Raw genomic sequence first — 16,810 nt, forward strand, 5'->3', positions numbered from 1 at the left:
CGCCGCGCGTCATTCACCGGGCCAGTCAAGCCATTTCGGCACATAGGTCCGGGACACAGGAGACATCATGGGTGTAGCCGGCAAACACTTTCCCTCGCATGCACCGGACGACGCGCAGGACGCGCGCTCGCCCCAGCCCGCTCAGGCGAGCGCTTCGCATGGCGATGAACGCGTGCGTCGCGAATCGTGGTTCGGCCATCTGCTCGGCCGCCCCGAATTCGCTGCGATTTCCGGCACCGTGCTCGTGTTCGCCGTGTTCGCGATCGGCGCGGGCGGCTCCGGCATGTTCGACCTCGACGGCGTGATGAACTGGTCGCAGGTCGCCGCTTACTTAGGCATCCTTTCTGTTGGCGCGTGCCTGCTGATGATCGCGGGCGAGTTCGATCTCTCGATCGGCTCGATGATCGGCTTCGCGGGCATGATGGTGGCGCTTCCCACCATGTACTTCCACTGGCCCATCGCGCTCTCGATCATCTTCGCGTTCGTGGGCTGCACCGCGCTCGGCGCGCTCAACGGCTACCTCGTGATGCGCACGCGGCTGCCCTCGTTCATCGTCACGCTCGCGTTCCTGTTCATCCTGCGCGGCCTCACGCTCGCACTCTCGATCATGTTCGCCGACCGCACCATCGTCTCGGGCGTGGGCGATGTCGCGAAAGCCGACTACGTGACCAACCTGCTCTTTCACGGCACCGCATTTAAAGGCCTGTTCGTGGCGCTCGCGCATATCGGCATCGGCAAGATGCTCGACAGCGGCCAGCCGCTCGTGAACGGCGTGCCGAAGGTCATTCTCTGGTGGTTCGCGCTCGTCATCATCGGTGCATTCGTGCTGGCCAAGACGCGCTATGGCAACTGGATTCTCGCCGTGGGCGGCGACTCGAACGCCGCGAAGAACGTGGGCGTGCCGGTCAAGCGCGTGAAGATCTCGCTGTTCATGCTGACCGCGTTCTGCTCGTGCCTGTTCGCGGTGCTCCAGGTCTGCGATATCGGCTCGGCCGCCGCCGACCGTGGTCTGCAAAAGGAATTCGAAGCGATCATCGCCGCGGTGATCGGCGGCACGCTCCTCACGGGCGGTTACGGCTCGGTGATCGGTGCGGCGTTCGGCGCGCTGATCTTCGGCGTGGTGCAGATCGGCATTACCTACACGAACATCGACTCGGACTGGTTCCGCGTGTTCCTCGGCATGATGCTGCTGATCGCCGTGCTCTTTAATCACTACGTGCGCCGCCGCGTCGCGCAATCGTAACGGGAGGCTGACCATGTCCGACGAACTCAACACCTCCGCCCCCAGCAGCGACACGATTCTCGCGCTCGAAAACGTCAGCAAGTACTTCGGCAAAGTCATCGCGCTCAATGGCGTCACGCTGCGCCTGAAGCGCGGCGAGGTGCACTGCCTGCTCGGCGACAACGGCGCGGGCAAGTCCACGCTGATCAAGACGCTCGCAGGCGTGCACGCGCCCACCGACGGCCAGTATTTCGTCGACGGCAAGCCCGTGCGCTTCGAGTCGCCGAAAGACGCGCTCGATCTCGGCATCGCGACCGTCTATCAGGATCTCGCGCTGGTGCCGCTGCTCTCGGTCGCGCGCAACTTCTTCATGGGCCGCGAGCCGCAGAAAAAGCTGTTCGGTTTCATCAACGTGATGGATCTCGATTCGAGCGCACAGATTGCGAAAGACCGGCTCTCGGAGATGGGCATTCATGTGCGCGATCCGCATCAGGCCATCGGCACGATGTCGGGCGGCGAGCGCCAGTGTCTCGCGATTGCGCGTGCGATTCACTTCGGCGCGCGCGTGCTGATCCTCGACGAACCGACCGCCGCGCTCGGCGTGAAGCAGAGCTTCAACGTGCTCAAGCTGATTCACGCGGCGCGCGCGAAAGGCATCTCGGTGATCTTCATCACGCACAACGTGCATCACGCCTACCCTATCGGCGACTCGTTCACGCTGCTCAATCGCGGCCGCTCGCTCGGCACCTATACGAAGGACACGATCAGCAAGAACGAAGTGCTCGACATGATGGCCGGCGGCGCCGAAATGCAGAAGATGATCGCCGAACTCGACGGCGCCACGATCTGAGCAGGCCCGCCCCGCACCGAACTCATCAGGAATGCTCATGGCTATCATCCCCACCACCCCGAGCCGCTTCGCGCCGGGCCGCAGCCGCGACATCGTGTGTCTGGGCCGGCTGGGCGTCGATCTCTACGCGCAGCAGGTCGGCGCGCGGCTCGAAGACGTCTCCACCTTCGCCAAATATCTGGGCGGCTCGTCCGCGAACATCGCGTTCGGCTGTGCGCGCCTCGGTTTGCAATCGGCGATGCTCACGCGCGTCGGCGACGACCACATGGGCCGCTTTCTCACCGAAACGCTCACGAAAGAAGGCTGCGATACGAGCCACGTGCGCATCGATCCCGAACGGCTCACCGCGCTCGTGCTGCTGGGCATCAAGGACCGCGATACGTTTCCGCTGATCTTCTATCGCGAGAATTGCGCGGACATGGCCGTCGATCCCGCCGACTTCGACGAAGCGTTCATCGCCTCCGCGAAGGCGCTGCTGATCACCGGCACGCACTTCTCCACCGAACAGGTGAACCGCACGAGCCTCGCCGCGCTCGACTACGCGCGCCGCAACAACGTGCGCACCGTGCTCGACATCGACTATCGTCCGGTGCTCTGGGGTCTCACGGGCAAGGCCGACGGCGAGACGCGCTTCGTCGCGAGCGCCGGCGTGAGCGAACATTTGCAGCGCATTCTGCCGAACTTCGATCTCGTGATCGGCACCGAGGAAGAGTTCCGTATCGCGGGCGGCAAGGAAGCCCTCGTCGATGCGCTCAAGCGCGTGCGCGAAGTCACGTCCGCGACGCTGCTGGTCAAGCGCGGGCCGCTCGGCTGCCAGATCGTCGAAGGCGCGGTGCCCGATTCGCTCGACGACGTGCCGATGCAGCGCGGCGTCGAAGTCGACGTGCTCAACGTGCTCGGCGCAGGCGATGCGTTCGCCTCGGGCTTTCTCTCGGGCTGGCTGCGCGACGCGTCGCTCGAAGACTGCGCGCGCGCCGCGAATGCGTGCGGCGCGTTGGTGGTCTCGCGCCACGGCTGCGCGCCCGCGATGCCCACGCCCGCCGAACTCGACTACTTCCTGAGCGAAGCGCAAGCCGATCCCGTGCGCATGCGCCGTCCCGATCGCGACGCCACGCTCGCGCGCCTGCATCGCGTCACGCCCGCGCGCAAGCGTCACGACGAAGTGCTCGGCTTCGCCTTCGATCATCGCAATCAGTTCTTCGATCTCGCGCAGCAAACGGGCGCCGACGAATCGCGCATCGCGTATCTGAAGAATCTGTATGTGGAAGCGGTCGCGCAAACCGAAAGCGCGCTCGGCCTGCAAGGCAAGATCGGCGTGCTGATCGACGACCGTTACGGCCAGGACGCGCTCAATGCCGCCACGGGCCGCGACTGGTGGATCGGCCGCCCGGTCGAATTGCCGGGCTCGGTGCCGCTCGTGTTCGATCACGGCCGCTCGATCGGCACCACGCTCGCGAGCTGGCCCATCGGCCATACCGTGAAGTGCCTCGTGCAATTCCATCCCGACGAACCCATCGAGCAGCGTCTCGAACAGGAAGCGCAATTGCGCGCGCTCTACGACGCCGTGCAGGCGAGCGGCCACGAACTGCTGCTCGAAGTGATTCCGCCGAAGCTCGACGGCAAGCCGAATGCGCCCGGCACGATCACGCGCGCGCTCAAGCGGCTCTACAACATCGGCCTCTATCCCGAGTGGTGGAAGCTCGAACCGGTGGACGCGGCGCAATGGCGCGAAGTCGATGCGCTGATCGCCGAGCGCGATCCGCATTGCCGTGGCGTGGTGCTGCTCGGTCTCTCCGCGCCGATGGATCAGTTGATGAGTGGCTTCAAGGCGGCGGCGGCTTCGCAAACCTGCCGGGGCTTCACGGTCGGCCGCACGATCTTCTACGAGCCGAGCCATGCGTGGCTCAAGGGCGATATCGACGACAAGACCGTGATCGCGCGCGTGCGCACCGCGTTCGAAACGCTGATCGCCGCGTGGCGCGCGGCGCGCGAAGACGCGCAGGCGGCGAGCGGATCGTCGACGCATCACGCCGTGCGCGAGGAGAAAGCAGCATGAATCAACGCATCGCTCCGATCGCCCACGCCGCGCAGGACAACCCGGCAAGCGCCGCGTTCAATCCGCAGACCGCCACCGTGCGCCTGACCGCCGCGCAAGCGGTCGTGCGCTGGCTCGCGGCGCAGCGCGTCGCCTGCGAGGATGGCTCGGGCCGCACCGAGCCGCTGTTCGGCGGCGTGTTCGCGATCTTCGGCCACGGCAATGTGGCGGGCCTTGGCGAAGCGCTCTATCAGTATCGCCACGAATTGCCGACGCTGCGCGCGCACAACGAGCAGGCGATGGCGCACAGCGCGATTGCCTATGCGAAGGCGCACTTCCGCCGCCGCATGATGGCCGTGACGACGTCGATCGGCCCCGGCGCGACGAACCTCGTCACCGCCGCCGCGCTCGCCCATGTGAACCGTCTGCCGCTCTTGCTCCTGCCCGGCGATATCTTCGTGTCGCGCGAGCCCGATCCGGTGCTGCAGCAGATCGAGGATCAGCAGGACGGCGGCCTCTCCGCGAACGATGCGCTCAAGCCGGTCTCGCGTTACTTCGACCGCATCGTGCATCCGGCGCAATTGCTGAGCGCCCTGCCGCGCGCGCTGCGTGTGCTGACCGACGCCGCGCAGTGCGGCCCCGTCACGCTCGCGCTGCCGCAAGACGTGCAGGCCACCGCGTGGGATTATCCGGCGAGCTTCTTCACACCACGCCTCGTGAACTTCCACACGCCCGCGCCCATCGCGAGCGAGATCGACGCGGCGCTCGCGCAGTTGAGCCGCGCGCGCCAGCCGCTGATCGTCGCGGGCGGCGGCGTGCTCTATGCGCGCGCGACCGAAACGCTGCGCGCGTTCGCTACCGCGCACGGCATTCCGGTCGCCGAAACCCAGGCGGGCAAAGGCGCGCTCGCGTGGAACGATCCGCTCAATGCGGGCGCGATTGGCGTGACCGGCTCGCCCGCCGCCAATGCGCTCGCGCGCGACGCCGATTGCATCCTCGCCGTGGGCACGCGCCTGCAGGACTTCACGACCGGTTCGAACTCGCTGTTCACGCACGCGAGCGTCATCAGCATCAATGCGAACGGCTTCGACACGCTCAAGCTCGACGCAATCGCCGTACAGGCCGACGCGAAGCTCGCGCTCGCCGCGCTCGACCAGCAACTTGAACACTGGCGCGCCGACGCTGCCTGGACCGCGCAAGCCACACAACTCGCCGACGCCTGGCGCGCGAGCGTCGCGGCGCTCACGCACGCGGAGCAGGAACGCGGCGCCCTGCCCTACGATGCCGATGTGATCGGCGCCGTGCAGCGCTCATCGAATCATTCGGATACCGAAGATATCGTCGTGTGCGCGGCGGGCACGCTGCCCGCCGAACTGCACAAGCTCTGGCGCGCGGGACGGCCCGGCGCGTATCACGTCGAATACGGCTATTCGTGCATGGGCTACGAGATCGCGGGCGGGCTCGGTGCGAAGCTCGCGCGGCCCGAGCGCGAAGTGATCGTCATGGTCGGCGACGGCAGCTATTTGATGATGAACAGCGAGATCGCGACCTCGGTGATGCTCGGCGCGAAGCTCATCATCGTCGTGCTCGACAATCGCGGTTACGGCTGCATCAATCGTCTGCAACAGGCGTGCGGCAGCGCGCCCTTCAACAACCTGTTCGACGATTGCGCGCAAGGCCCGCTCGGCGCGCCGCAGATCGACTTCGCCGCGCATGCGCGCGCGCTGGGCGCGCAGGCCGAGCACGTCGCGAACGTGGCGGAACTCGAAGCCGCGATGCAACGCGCACGCGCGGCAACGAGCACCTATCTCGTGTGCATCGACACCGATCCGGCGCGGACCACCGAGGAAGGCGGCTGGTGGTGGGAAGTGGCGGTGCCGGAAGTCTCGCCGCGCGCGGCCGTGCGCGAGGCACGCGAGCGCTACGTGCAGCAGAAGGCCGAGCGCGGCGCGCGCGGTCCGCACGACGACGCCACCCAGAACGAAGCATGAAGCACGCGACGCTCCACAGATCGAGGAACGCACATGAGCGCATTTGACGTACGCATCGGCATCAATCCGCTGTCGTGGATGAACGACGACCTGCCTTCGCTCGGCGGCGAGACGCCGCTTTCCACGGCGCTGACCGAAGGCCGCGAGATCGGTTACGAAGGCTTCGAACTCGGCAACAAGTTTCCGCGCGAGCCGCAGGCGCTCAAGGCGCTGCTGGCGCAATACGACTTGTCGCTGGTATCGGGCTGGTATTCGGGCATGCTCGCGAAACGCAGCGTCGACGAGGAAATCGCCGCCGTGGACCGCCATCTCGATCTGCTCGCGCAGAACGGCGCGACGGTCATGGTCTATGGCGAAGTCGCCGATTCGATCCAGGGCGCGCCGCGTCCGCTGTATCAGCGTCCGCGCTTTTTCAGTGAGCAGCAATGGGACGACTACGCCGCGCGCGTCGACGCCTTCGCGCGTCACACGCTCTCGCGCGGCGTGCGGCTCGCGTATCACCACCACATGGGCGCGTATGTGGAAACGCCCGCCGACGTCGACAAGCTGATGGCGCGCACGAGCGACGCCGTGGGCCTGCTGTTCGACGCGGGCCATATCACCTTCGCGGGCGGCGATCCGGTGACGGAACTCGACAAGCACATCGCGCGTGTGTGCCACGTGCATTGCAAGGACGTGCGCCCCGCCGTCGTCAAGCTCGCGCGCAATCGCAACTGGAGTTTTCTCGACGCGGTGCTCGCGGGCGCGTTTTCGGTGCCCGGCGATGGCGCCGTGGATTTCGCGTCGATCATCGCGAAGCTCAAGCAGCATGGCTATCGCGGCTGGCTCGTCGTGGAAGCCGAGCAGGACCCCGTGATCGCGCCGTCGTATGCGTATGCGCAGAAGGGCTATCGCACGCTGCGATCGCTGGTTGATTCGGATATCGAAACACTTTCCCGAACGAAGGAGGCAGCATGAGCCTGCTCGTCAAGGCCGCGCGCGAAGGCCAGACAATCGCGCGCGTCACGCCCGTTAGCGCGGGCTGGCGTTATGTCGGCTTCGCCGCGTACCGGCTGGGCAAGGACGAACTCGTCTACGTGCACGAGACCGACCGCGAGAGCTGCATCGTCGTGCTCTCGGGCGCCGTGGATATCGAAGCGAATGGTGAGCGCTATTCGAGCCTCGGCTCGCGCGACAGCGTGTTCGAAGACGCCGCGCCGGTCGCGCTCTACGTGCCGCCCGGCGTGAAGGCCACGGTACGCGCGACGCGCGACGCCGAAGTGGGCGTCGCGAGCGCGCCCGCGAAAGGCACGCTGCCCGTGCGCCTGATCGAGCCTTCGCAGATGAAGCGTTCGACGCGCGGCAAGAGCGCGAATACGCGCTACGTCTGCGATATTCTTCCGCAGAGCGAGCCCGCCGAATCGCTGCTCGTGGTGGAAGTGCGCACGCCGTCGGGGCATTCGTCGAGCTATCCGCCGCACAAGCACGACGCCGATCGCCTGCCGCAGGAAACCGCGCTCGAAGAGACGTACTACCATCGCCTGAATCCGCAGCAGGGCTTCGCGTTTCAACGCGTCTACACCGACGCGCGCGATCTCGACGAAACGCTCGCCGTGGAAGATCACGACGTGGTGATGGTGCCGCGCGGCTATCACCCTGTCGTGGTGCCCTACGGGTACGACTCGTACTATCTGAATGTGATGGCGGGCCCCACGCGCGAGTGGCATTTCCATAACGATCCCGCGCACGAGTGGATCATCGAGCGCGACGCGAAGTAAGCGCATCGCCATGAAAAAACGCCGCGTAAAACGCGGCGTTTTGCTTTACCTGCCCACGACGAATACTGCGTCAGGCCAGATGAAACTTGCCGACCAATCGCTTGAGCACCTTCGCCTGATCGTCGAGCGATTGCGCCGCCGCTGTCGCTTCTTCCACGAGCGCCGCGTTCTGCTGCGTGCCCGAATCCATCTGCGTGACCGCGCGGCTGATTTCCTCAATGCCCGCGCGCTGCTCGCTCGACGCCGCCGAAATCTCGCCGATGATGTCGTTCACGCGGCGCACCGCCTTCACGACTTCGTCCATCGTGTTGCCTGCGTCGGTGGCGAGCGTCGAGCCGTTCGCCACGCGCTCGACCGAGGCGCTGATCAGCGTCTTGATCTCCTTGGCCGCCGCCGCGCTGCGCTGCGCGAGATTGCGCACCTCGCCCGCGACCACCGAGAAGCCGCGCCCTTCCTCGCCCGCGCGCGCCGCTTCCACGGCCGCATTCAGCGCGAGAATATTGGTCTGAAACGCGATGCCCTCGATCACGCCGATGATGTCCGCGATACTCTTCGCGCTCTCGTTGATCTCGCCCATCGTCGCGACCACGCGGCCCACGACGGCGCCGCCCTTCTCCGCGATCTGCGAGGCGTTGCCTGCGAGCGTGCTGGCCTGCTGCGCGTTCTCCGCGTTCAGGCGCACCGTCGAGGTGAGCTGCTCCATGCTGCTCGCCGTGCGTTCGAGCGCGACGGCCTGTTCCTCGGTGCGCTGCGAAAGATCGAGATTGCCGGTCGAGATCTGGCCCGAAGCAGCGGCGATAGCTTCCGCGCTCGCGGCGATTTCCGCGACCGTCGTCGAGAGGCCTTGCTGCATGTCGCGCAGTGCGCCGAGCATGCTTTGCGCGTCGCGCTCGCGCACGACGACCGGCTGCGCGAGATCGCCCGAGGCGATGCGCGCGGCGATCGCCTTCGCATGCGCGGGCTCGCCGCCGAGCGCGCGCGACAGCCGCCGCACGACCCATTCGCTGACGAAGAACGCCACGACGAACAGCGCGACCGTGGCCGCCGCCATCATCACGAACGACGACTTGAAGATGAACGCCGACGCCGCGATGGTCGCCTTGGCTGCCGCGCCACGCTGCTCGACGAGTTGATCGACGAGCTTTTCGAGCTTTTCGGTTTCGACCAGCAGCGAGACGTCCTGGGTGCCGACCTGCCAGCTCATCTGCGAAAGATCGAGCGGCTGCGCCTTCACGAGCGTGACGAAGTCGCGCAGATGGCCGCTCCAGGCCTGCACGGCGCCGCTGAACTGTTTCTGGGAGGCGAGCGCGGCGGTGCCGGAGGCATGGTCGTCGAGCACCTTCATCTCGTCGACGATGGCGGACAGATCCTTTTCGATGCCGTCGCCGAGTTCGTCGCGCTCCCTGGCCGTAGTGGCCGTGAGCAGCATCTTCTGCGAGCGGCTCGCGCGCAGCACGTGGCCGCGCGCTTCTTCGGCCGCGCGGCTCGCGACGTGACCCTGCTCGTAGATCGATTCCGTCGAATCGTTGAGGCGGCTGATCTGCGTGAGCGAGAACGCGCCGATCGCGAGCGTGCCCACCAGCACCACCGCGAACGCAAGCCGCAGCGTCGCTTTCACCGACAGGCGCGACGCGTCCGCGCGCGTGTTGACGGCGGCGCGCTGCTTTTTGCCCTTGCCGCTACCCTTGCCTTTGCCGCTCCCCGCCGCGCCGTTGCCGCCTGGCGTCCCCAACTCGTCCGGCACGAACCCCGCGTGGCGGCCCGCTTCAGTCATTGCTCTCATCGTTATCGGTCTCCAGCTTGTTGTACGACGCGCACCGCGTCAGCTGTTTTTCGGCTCCGCGATAACCGCCGAAACCCGCCGACGCCTCTCGCTGGCCGCTCGTGGCGGCTCATGCATGGCGCAACGCCTCAACTCCGGTCAACGGCACGGCGCCGCGCGATCTTTAATGTCCTGACGTGTCGCGCTGGCCGCATCGTCCGCATTCCGGCCCCGTATGTTGCGCGAAAGTATTCGCGCATCCTGGCGGGTTATAACCGGCCAAAATTTGCCGCCAAAATTGCCGCGCGAAATTTCCCTCGCCGCGCGGCCGCCTGCGGCAAGGCGTCGCGGCGATTCCGCTTTTCCGCGTGTCCGATTCGCGACAAAACTTGTCCGTACGATTCGTCCAAGACACATTACACTGCGCTTCATAACTCCTATATACGACCCTTTCATGCCGTCGCCGCATTGATCGCCTCGCGCTTTCAGACGACGCCCGCGTGATGCTCTCCTGCTCAAGACATATGGAAACCAGCCTCGACAAGCGCGCCCTGTCCGGCGCGGCCGCTGCGTCCGCAGCGTCCACCGCCAACGCAACACCCGCCACGCCCGCCGTGCAGCGCACGGTCTATAGCGTGCTCGGCGCGATCAGTTTTTCGCATCTGCTCAACGACATGATCCAGTCGCTGATCCTGGCCATCTATCCGATGCTCAAGGACAACTTCGCGCTGTCATTCACGCAGATCGGCCTGATCACGCTCACGTATCAAATCACGGCGTCGCTGCTGCAGCCGCTCGTCGGCGTCTATACGGACAAGCGCCCGATGCCGTACTCGCTGCCCGTCGGCATGGGCTTCACGCTGTGCGGCCTGCTGCTGATGTCGGTGGCGCCCTCGTTCGGCGTGCTGCTGGTGGCCGCCGCGCTGGTGGGCTGCGGCTCGTCGGTGTTCCACCCGGAGTCGTCGCGGGTTGCGCGCATGGCCTCGGGCGGCCGTCACGGCCTCGCGCAGTCGCTGTTCCAGGTGGGCGGCAACGCGGGCTCGTCGCTCGGACCGCTGCTCGCCGCCGTGATCATCATTCCGCACGGCCAGCGCAGCATCGCGTGGTTCTCGGTGGCCGCGCTGGTGGCGATGTTCGTGCTCACGCAGATCGGCCGCTGGTACAAGGCGCATCCGAATCTCAAGAAGAAGCGCGCCGAAGCGCCCGCCGTCGCGCTCTCGCGTGGACGCGTGGCGATGGCCATCAGCATCCTCGTGCTGCTGGTGTTCTCGAAGTACTTCTACCTCTCGAGCATCAACAGCTACTTCACGTTCTATCTGATCGACCGCTTCCATCTGCCCGTGCAGGCCGCGCAGGTCCACCTGTTCGTGTTCCTCGCCGCCGTGGCTGCGGGCACGATCATCGGCGGCCCGGTGGGCGACCGCATCGGCCGTAAATACGTGATCTGGGGTTCGATCCTGGGCGTCGCGCCGTTCACGCTGCTGCTGCCCTACGCGAACCTGTTCTGGACCAGCGTGCTGACGGTGATCATCGGCGTGGTGCTGGCCTCGGCCTTCTCGGCGATCCTCGTCTACGCGCAGGAACTGATTCCGGGCAAGGTGGGCATGGTCGCGGGCCTGTTCTTCGGCTTCGCGTTCGGTCTGGGCGGCATCGGCGCGGCCGTGCTCGGCCAGCTCGCGGATGCCACCAGCATCGGCTTCGTCTACAAGGTCTGCTCGTTCCTGCCGCTGATCGGCATCCTGACGGTGTTCCTGCCCGACGTCGAAGGCAAGAAACGGGCGACGAAGGCCGCGTAAGCGCGCTGCTACGATCTTCCTGCACGGAAAACGGCCGGCTGCCTGCACAGGCGCCGGCCGTTTTTTCATGTCCGATCCGCGCCGCTTGCATTGGCCGCGACTTCGAACCATGCTTGAAGGACCTGCCTTCGAGACGTCCGCGCGAGGTTCGCCATGCAGCTTTCCACGGTTGAAATCGTCAAGCCCGAAGCGACCAACTTCATCCTCGGGCAATCGCACTTCATCAAAACGGTCGAGGACCTGCACGAAGCACTCTACGGCGCGGCGCCGGGCATCGCGTTCGGGCTGGCCTTCTGCGAGGCTTCGGGCAAGCGCCTCGTACGCCGCTCGGGCACGCACGAGGCGCTCGTCGAGATGGCGACGGAGAACGCGCTGCGCATCGCGGCGGGCCATAGCTTCATCGTGTTTCTCGGCGACGGCTTCTTTCCGGTCAACGTGCTCAACGCCGTGAAAGCCGTGCCCGAGGTCTGCCGCATCTTCTGCGCGACGGCCAATCCGACCGAGGTGCTGATCGCCGAAACCGACCGTGGACGCGGCATCGTCGGCGTGGTGGACGGCGCGCCGCCGCTCGGCGTCGAGACCGAGGACGACGTGCGCTGGCGCAAGGATCTGCTGCGCGCGATCGGCTACAAGGCCTGAGCGCCGCGTTTGCCTGTGAATCGCCGATGAATCGCCCATGAATCGCCCATGATTCGCCTATGACCTCGACGCCGCTCACCGCCGCCACGCTGCGCGCCGCGCTCGACGCGCAAACGCGCCACGCGCTGCAATGCGGCGCGCTGAAACCGATCGAGACGGTGCTCACGCATCTCGACGAAGGCGGCGTGCGTTTCGCCGTGCGCCAGGTGTCGAGCCTCGCGCGCAAGGAGATGGCGCGGCGCACCGAGGTTTCTCAGGGCAATGCGCCCGCCGCACCGCGCCGCAATCCGTTTCTGCCCTGCGAGGACGATCTCTGCGTCGGTGCGCTCACGCCGACACACCTCGCGCTGCTCAACAAGTACAACGTGATCGACGATCATCTGCTGATCGTCACGCGGCGTTTCGTGCCGCAGGAAGCGCTGCTCGATCGCGACGATTTCACGGCGCTGCTCGTGGCCTTGCGCGGCTTCGATGCACTCGGTTTTTACAACGGCGGCGAAGCGGCGGGCGCGAGTCAGTTGCACAAGCATTTGCAGGCGGTGCCGCTGCCGCTCGATGCGCGCGGGCCCGCCGTGCCGATGGAAGTTTTATGGCCATCGGCGCAAATGGAAAGCGGTCTCGCTCGCGTGCCGAACTTGCCCTTCGCGCACGCGTTCGCCACGCTCGATCTCCTGCAAGGCAGCGCCGACGATGCCGCGCACGACGCATGGCAGACCTATCGCGCGTTGCTCGACGCGATAGGAATCGGCGCGATCGACGTGGATGGACTCGCGCATCAGCGCGCGCCCTACAACCTGCTCGTCACGCGCCGCTGGATGCTGATGGTGCCGCGCGCGCAGGAGCGCGTGGAGGGTATCTCGATCAACGCGCTCGGCTTCGCCGGTTCGCTGTTCGTGCGCGACGCGCAGCAGTGCGACACGCTCGCGCAAATCGGCCCGATGACGGCGCTCGCGCGCGTCGCATCAGCTCGTTGATCGCGCAACGACCATTAGCCGACGCCGAGCCATTCGCGCACGATGTCCTCGCGCTGCGCGAGTTCGCCCGGCGCGCCCTCGAACACGATGCGCCCATGCCCCATCACCGCGATGCGATCCGCGAGCGCGGGCGCGAGTGCGAGCCGCTGCTCGATCAGCAGCACCGCGACGCCGCGCTCGCGCAAGGCGCGCAACGCATCGCCGACACGCGCGGTCATTTGCGCCGACAAACCCTCGGCCGGTTCGTCGACGATCAGCAGATCGGGATCGCCCATTAGCGCGCGAGCGAGCGCGAGCATCTGCTGCTCGCCGCCCGAGAGCACGCCCGCGCGCGCCGTGCGCCGCTCGTGCAGGATCGGAAACAGCGCGCGCGCGTCGTCGAGCGTGAAGCGCGGCGCGCGGCGGCCTTTGCGCGGCTTCACGACGCCGAGGCGCAGATTCTCGTCGACGCTCAGTGTCGGGAACACGTCGCGCTGCTCCGCCACGTAGCCGAGGCCGACGCGCGCGATCTCGAAGGTGCGCAGCGGCGCGAGATCGGCGCCCGCGAAACGGCGCGCGCCATCGGCGGCGACCATCGACATCAGCGCCTTCGCGAAGGTCGAGCGGCCCGAGCCGTTGCGGCCCGCGAGCGCGACGACCTCGCCCGCATACATCCGCAGATCGACGCCGTGCAGCACCTGGCTCGCGCCGTACCACGCGCGCAGGCCCGCGACTTCGAGGAGCGCTTCGTTCGTCATGCTCATGATGATGACGCGCCGCAGTTTGCACCGAAGTTTGCACCGCCGTTTGCACCGAAATCCGCGCCCAGATAGGCCTCGCGCACGGCCGCATCGGCGCGGATCGCCTGCGGCGTGCCGGTGGCGATCACGCGTCCTTGCACCAGCACCGAGACGCGGTCGGCGAGACCGAATACGGCATCCATGTCGTGCTCGACGAGCAGCAGCGTCTTGCCCGCCGTGGTCGCGCGGATCAGCGCCATCGCGCGCGCGGCCTCGGCGCGGTTCATGCCCGCCGTGGGTTCGTCGAGCAGCAGCGTGTGCGCGCCGCCCGCGAGCGCGAGGCCAAGATCGAGCGCGCGTTGTTCGGCATAGCTCAGCGTGGCCGCTTCGCGCTCGGCGGCGTGCGCGAGGCCGATGGCGTCGAGCACTTCAGCGGCACGCGCGTCGGCCTGGGCCGAACCGAACCAGCGCGCCGCGAAGCCCGCGCCGCCGCGCAGCGAGGCGTGCACGGCGCAGCGCAGGTTGTCGCGCACCGAGAGCCGCGCGAACACGCTGGTGGTCTGGAAGCTGCGCGCGAGGCCGCGTCGTGCGAGCGCGGGCGGACCGAGCCGCGTGACATCGCGTCCGTTCAGTTCGATACGGCCTGCGCTCGCGCGGCGCTCGCCCGCGATCAGGCTGAACAGCGTGGACTTGCCCGCGCCGTTCGGGCCGATCAACGCGTGACGCTCGCCCGCGCGCACGTCGAGATCGACGCCGCGCAACACGGCCGTCGCGCCGAAGCGTTTTTCGATGCCGCTGAGCCGCAGTGCGATCGTCATGGCCGCGTCTCCGGGCGTCCATCGGCCGAAGCGAAACGCGCGCGTCGCAGCGAGCGCGCGCGGCGGGCTGCCAGCCAGGCGATCACGCTCAGCACCGCGATGGCCGCGCCGAGCGTCCATTGCGTCTGCGGCGCGAGCGTGGCGAATCCGGCGGCGGCCCCATCGTCGTCGCCGAAACGGACGGCGTAGGCCCATTGCACCGCCAGCACGAACGCGAACGCGCCGCCGGCCGCCGCGCAGATCGACAAGCACCACGGCGCGAGACAGGCGCGCCAGCCGTTGCGCGCGAGCGTCGCGCGTTCGCGCCGGGCGAGGCCCGCGAGACCCTCGGGCGCCATCAGCACGACGACGATGAAAAACACGCCCACGTAAAGCATCCACGCGCGCGAGACGCTCGCCACGCCCACGCTGAACGCCACCCAGACGAGCGCGCCGAGCACCGGGCCGAAGAACGCGCCCGCTCCGCCCGTCACCGTCGCGATCAGCACGGCGGCCGAACGCATCATGCCGACGCTCTCGGCGGCCGCGAGTTCGACGTTGATCAGCGCGAGCGTGCCCGCGACGCCCGCGAACGCCGAACCCAGCACGATCATCGCGGACCGCACGCGCGCGGGCGACGCGCCGAGCGAGGCCGCGCGGCGCGGGTTGTCGCGCACGGCGTTGGCGAGCCGCACGAACGGCGCGCGCGACAGCACGCGCATCGCCACGCAGGCCGCGAAGCACCACGCCGCGATCAGCCAGTAGGCCTGACGATCGGGGCCGAAGCTCCAGCCTGCGAGCGCCGGGCCGCTCGCGCGGTCGATCGGCACGCCTGCCTCGCCGCCGAACCAGTCCGGCAACGCCCACGCGGCGGCGGCCACCAGTTCGCCGAGGCCGAGCGTGATCATCGCGAACGCGGTGCCCGCGCGGCGCGCGGCGACACAGGCCGTCAGCGCGCCGACCGCCGCGCCCGCCACGCCGCCGATCAACGGCAGCAGCGGCAACGCCATCGCATAGCGGTTGAAGCAGTGCGCGGCCGCGAGCGCGCCGAGGCCCGCGGGCGCGGCGTGGCCGAACGAGAGCAAACCGGTCTCGCCGAGCAACAGGTTGTACGAGAGCGCGAAGACGATCATCGCGGCGGCTTGCGCGAGGCACGCGAGCAGCCAGCCTTGCGGCGTGCCCGTCGGCGACAGCCACGCGGAGACGAGCGGCGGCGCCACCAGCAGCACGGCGAGCCCGAGCCACATCAACGCCGCGCCGCGTGCACGCGGCATTCGAGGGTTGGTGTGATCGACGGGACGCTTTGCGTTCATGGCGTCACGCGTCCTCGCCGCGCTGGCCGAACAGCCCTTGCGGACGCACGGCGAGCATCGCGACGAGCAGCAGATACGGCAGCAGCGGCGCGGCCTGCGCGAGCGTGAGCGCGCTCCACGCGGGCGCGAGCGTCACGCCCCAGCGCGCGGCGAGCGCGCCGAACGAGACGTCGCTCGCCACCGCGAAGGTTTGCAGGAAACCGACCGCGAGCGAGGCCGCGAACGCGCCGCCGAGCGAGCCGAGCCCGCCCGTCACCACCACCACGAAGACGATCGAGCCGACCGATTCGGCCATCGCCGGTTCGACCACGAACAGCGGCGCGGCCACCACGCCCGCCAGCGCCGCGAGCGCGGTGCCGAGCGCGAACACCAGCGTGCGCACGCGCGGCACGTCGTGGCCGAGCGCTTCGACGGCGGCCGCGTGCGTGAGCGCGGCGCGCACGACGAGGCCCGTCTGCGAGACGCGCAGCGCGACGAAGATCAGGACGAGCATGGCGGCGGACATCAGCATCGCAAACGCGCGGTAGCGCGAGAACGCCGCGCCGCCCAGGCTGAACAGCGGGCCGTCGAGCCACGCGGGCACGGCCGCCGCGAGCGGCTGCAGACCCCAGACGAGCTTGACGCCCTCGCCGATCGCCCAGGCCGCGCCGAACGTGAGCAGCAGCGCGTTGAGCGGACCGCCGGGCTGCGCGCGGCGCAGCAGCGCGACTTCGAACAGCGCGCCCGCGAGTCCGGCCGCAAGCGGCGCGAGCACGAGCGCCCAGCCGAAGCCGAACCAGCCCGCGAGCGTCACGCCCAGATAGGCGCCGAGCATGTAGAAGCTCGCATGGGCGAAGTTGAGCACGCCGAGCATGCTGAAGATCAGCGTGAGCCCGGCGGAGAGCAGGAACAGCAGCAGGCCGTAGCTCGCGCCGTTGAGCGTATCGATGAGAAATGCCTGCACGGCGGCGTGCCG

The 16,810-nt window shown here is 67.8% G+C and carries 14 protein-coding genes; 9 read left to right on the plus strand and 5 right to left on the minus strand.

What is annotated here, in order from left to right; genetic code table 11:
* Positions 1 to 67 precede the first annotated feature (67 nt).
* The 6 genes from U4Y88_RS36310 to iolB are packed head-to-tail and all read left to right on the plus strand — an operon-like array spanning position 68 to position 7,855.
* Positions 68 to 1,243 (plus strand): ABC transporter permease, encoded by a 1,176-nt coding sequence (locus U4Y88_RS36310; RefSeq protein ID WP_321789765.1) that lies wholly within the window; start codon positions 68 to 70, stop codon positions 1,241 to 1,243.
* Between the two features lie 13 nt (positions 1,244 to 1,256).
* Positions 1,257 to 2,072 (plus strand): ATP-binding cassette domain-containing protein, encoded by an 816-nt coding sequence (locus tag U4Y88_RS36315; RefSeq protein WP_321789767.1) that lies wholly within the window; start codon positions 1,257 to 1,259, stop codon positions 2,070 to 2,072.
* A 37-nt stretch (positions 2,073 to 2,109) separates the two neighbouring features.
* A complete protein-coding gene (locus U4Y88_RS36320; RefSeq protein ID WP_321789769.1) occupies positions 2,110 to 4,128 on the plus strand; it encodes a bifunctional 5-dehydro-2-deoxygluconokinase/5-dehydro-2-deoxyphosphogluconate aldolase in 2,019 nt (672 codons plus the stop codon).
* Positions 4,125 to 6,098 carry a 3D-(3,5/4)-trihydroxycyclohexane-1,2-dione acylhydrolase (decyclizing) gene (gene iolD, locus U4Y88_RS36325; RefSeq protein WP_321789771.1) on the plus strand — a complete coding sequence of 658 codons (1,974 nt, stop codon included), beginning with the start codon at positions 4,125 to 4,127 and terminating at the stop codon, positions 6,096 to 6,098. Before U4Y88_RS36320 ends, iolD begins: the two co-directional genes overlap by 4 nt.
* Before the next feature lie 33 nt (positions 6,099 to 6,131).
* The gene (iolE, locus tag U4Y88_RS36330) at positions 6,132 to 7,055 is read left to right on the plus strand and encodes a myo-inosose-2 dehydratase (protein ID WP_321789772.1); all 924 of its coding nucleotides are present in this window, start codon (positions 6,132 to 6,134) and stop codon (positions 7,053 to 7,055) included.
* Positions 7,052 to 7,855 carry a 5-deoxy-glucuronate isomerase gene (gene iolB, locus U4Y88_RS36335; RefSeq protein WP_321789774.1) on the plus strand — a complete coding sequence of 268 codons (804 nt, stop codon included), beginning with the start codon at positions 7,052 to 7,054 and terminating at the stop codon, positions 7,853 to 7,855. The genes iolE and iolB overlap by 4 nt, the downstream gene beginning before the upstream one ends.
* Positions 7,856 to 7,925: 70 nt before the next feature.
* Here iolB and U4Y88_RS36340 read toward each other — a convergent pair whose 3' ends face one another.
* The gene (locus U4Y88_RS36340; protein ID WP_321789776.1) at positions 7,926 to 9,638 is read right to left on the minus strand and encodes a methyl-accepting chemotaxis protein; all 1,713 of its coding nucleotides are present in this window, start codon (positions 9,636 to 9,638) and stop codon (positions 7,926 to 7,928) included.
* Positions 9,639 to 10,141: 503 nt separating this feature from the next.
* On the opposite strand from U4Y88_RS36340, the gene U4Y88_RS36345 reads away from it, so the two are divergent.
* The 3 genes from U4Y88_RS36345 to U4Y88_RS36355 all read left to right on the plus strand — a co-directional run bounded on the left by U4Y88_RS36345 (position 10,142) and on the right by U4Y88_RS36355 (position 13,026).
* Positions 10,142 to 11,413 (plus strand): MFS transporter, encoded by a 1,272-nt coding sequence (locus U4Y88_RS36345; RefSeq protein WP_321789778.1) that lies wholly within the window; start codon positions 10,142 to 10,144, stop codon positions 11,411 to 11,413.
* Positions 11,414 to 11,566: 153 nt separating this feature from the next.
* Positions 11,567 to 12,052, plus strand: a complete 486-nt coding sequence (locus U4Y88_RS36350) for an adenosine-specific kinase (protein WP_224012528.1) — start codon at positions 11,567 to 11,569, stop codon at positions 12,050 to 12,052.
* 59 nt (positions 12,053 to 12,111) lie between these two features.
* The gene (locus tag U4Y88_RS36355; RefSeq protein WP_321789780.1) at positions 12,112 to 13,026 is read left to right on the plus strand and encodes an ATP adenylyltransferase family protein; all 915 of its coding nucleotides are present in this window, start codon (positions 12,112 to 12,114) and stop codon (positions 13,024 to 13,026) included.
* Positions 13,027 to 13,040: 14 nt separating this feature from the next.
* On the opposite strand, the gene U4Y88_RS36360 is transcribed toward U4Y88_RS36355, so the two are convergent.
* From U4Y88_RS36360 to U4Y88_RS36375, 4 genes are read right to left on the minus strand one after another with little or no spacing between them, the layout of a single operon-like run.
* Positions 13,041 to 13,769 (minus strand): ABC transporter ATP-binding protein, encoded by a 729-nt coding sequence (locus tag U4Y88_RS36360; protein ID WP_415774551.1) that lies wholly within the window; start codon positions 13,767 to 13,769, stop codon positions 13,041 to 13,043.
* On the minus strand, positions 13,766 to 14,563 hold the full coding sequence (locus tag U4Y88_RS36365; RefSeq protein WP_321789782.1) for an ABC transporter ATP-binding protein: 798 nt from the start codon (positions 14,561 to 14,563) through the stop codon (positions 13,766 to 13,768). Before U4Y88_RS36365 ends, U4Y88_RS36360 begins: the two co-directional genes overlap by 4 nt.
* Positions 14,560 to 15,855 (minus strand): branched-chain amino acid ABC transporter permease, encoded by a 1,296-nt coding sequence (locus tag U4Y88_RS36370; RefSeq protein WP_415774552.1) that lies wholly within the window; start codon positions 15,853 to 15,855, stop codon positions 14,560 to 14,562. The genes U4Y88_RS36365 and U4Y88_RS36370 overlap by 4 nt, the downstream gene beginning before the upstream one ends.
* A 4-nt stretch (positions 15,856 to 15,859) precedes the next feature.
* Positions 15,860 to 16,798, minus strand: coding sequence for a branched-chain amino acid ABC transporter permease (locus tag U4Y88_RS36375; RefSeq protein ID WP_321789783.1), 939 nt, complete (start codon positions 16,796 to 16,798; stop codon positions 15,860 to 15,862).
* Between the last annotated feature and the right edge of the window lie 12 nt (positions 16,799 to 16,810).

Source organism: Paraburkholderia sp. J94, from assembly GCF_905220285.1.
Taxonomy (GTDB): Bacteria; Pseudomonadota; Gammaproteobacteria; order Burkholderiales; family Burkholderiaceae; genus Paraburkholderia; species Paraburkholderia tropica_A.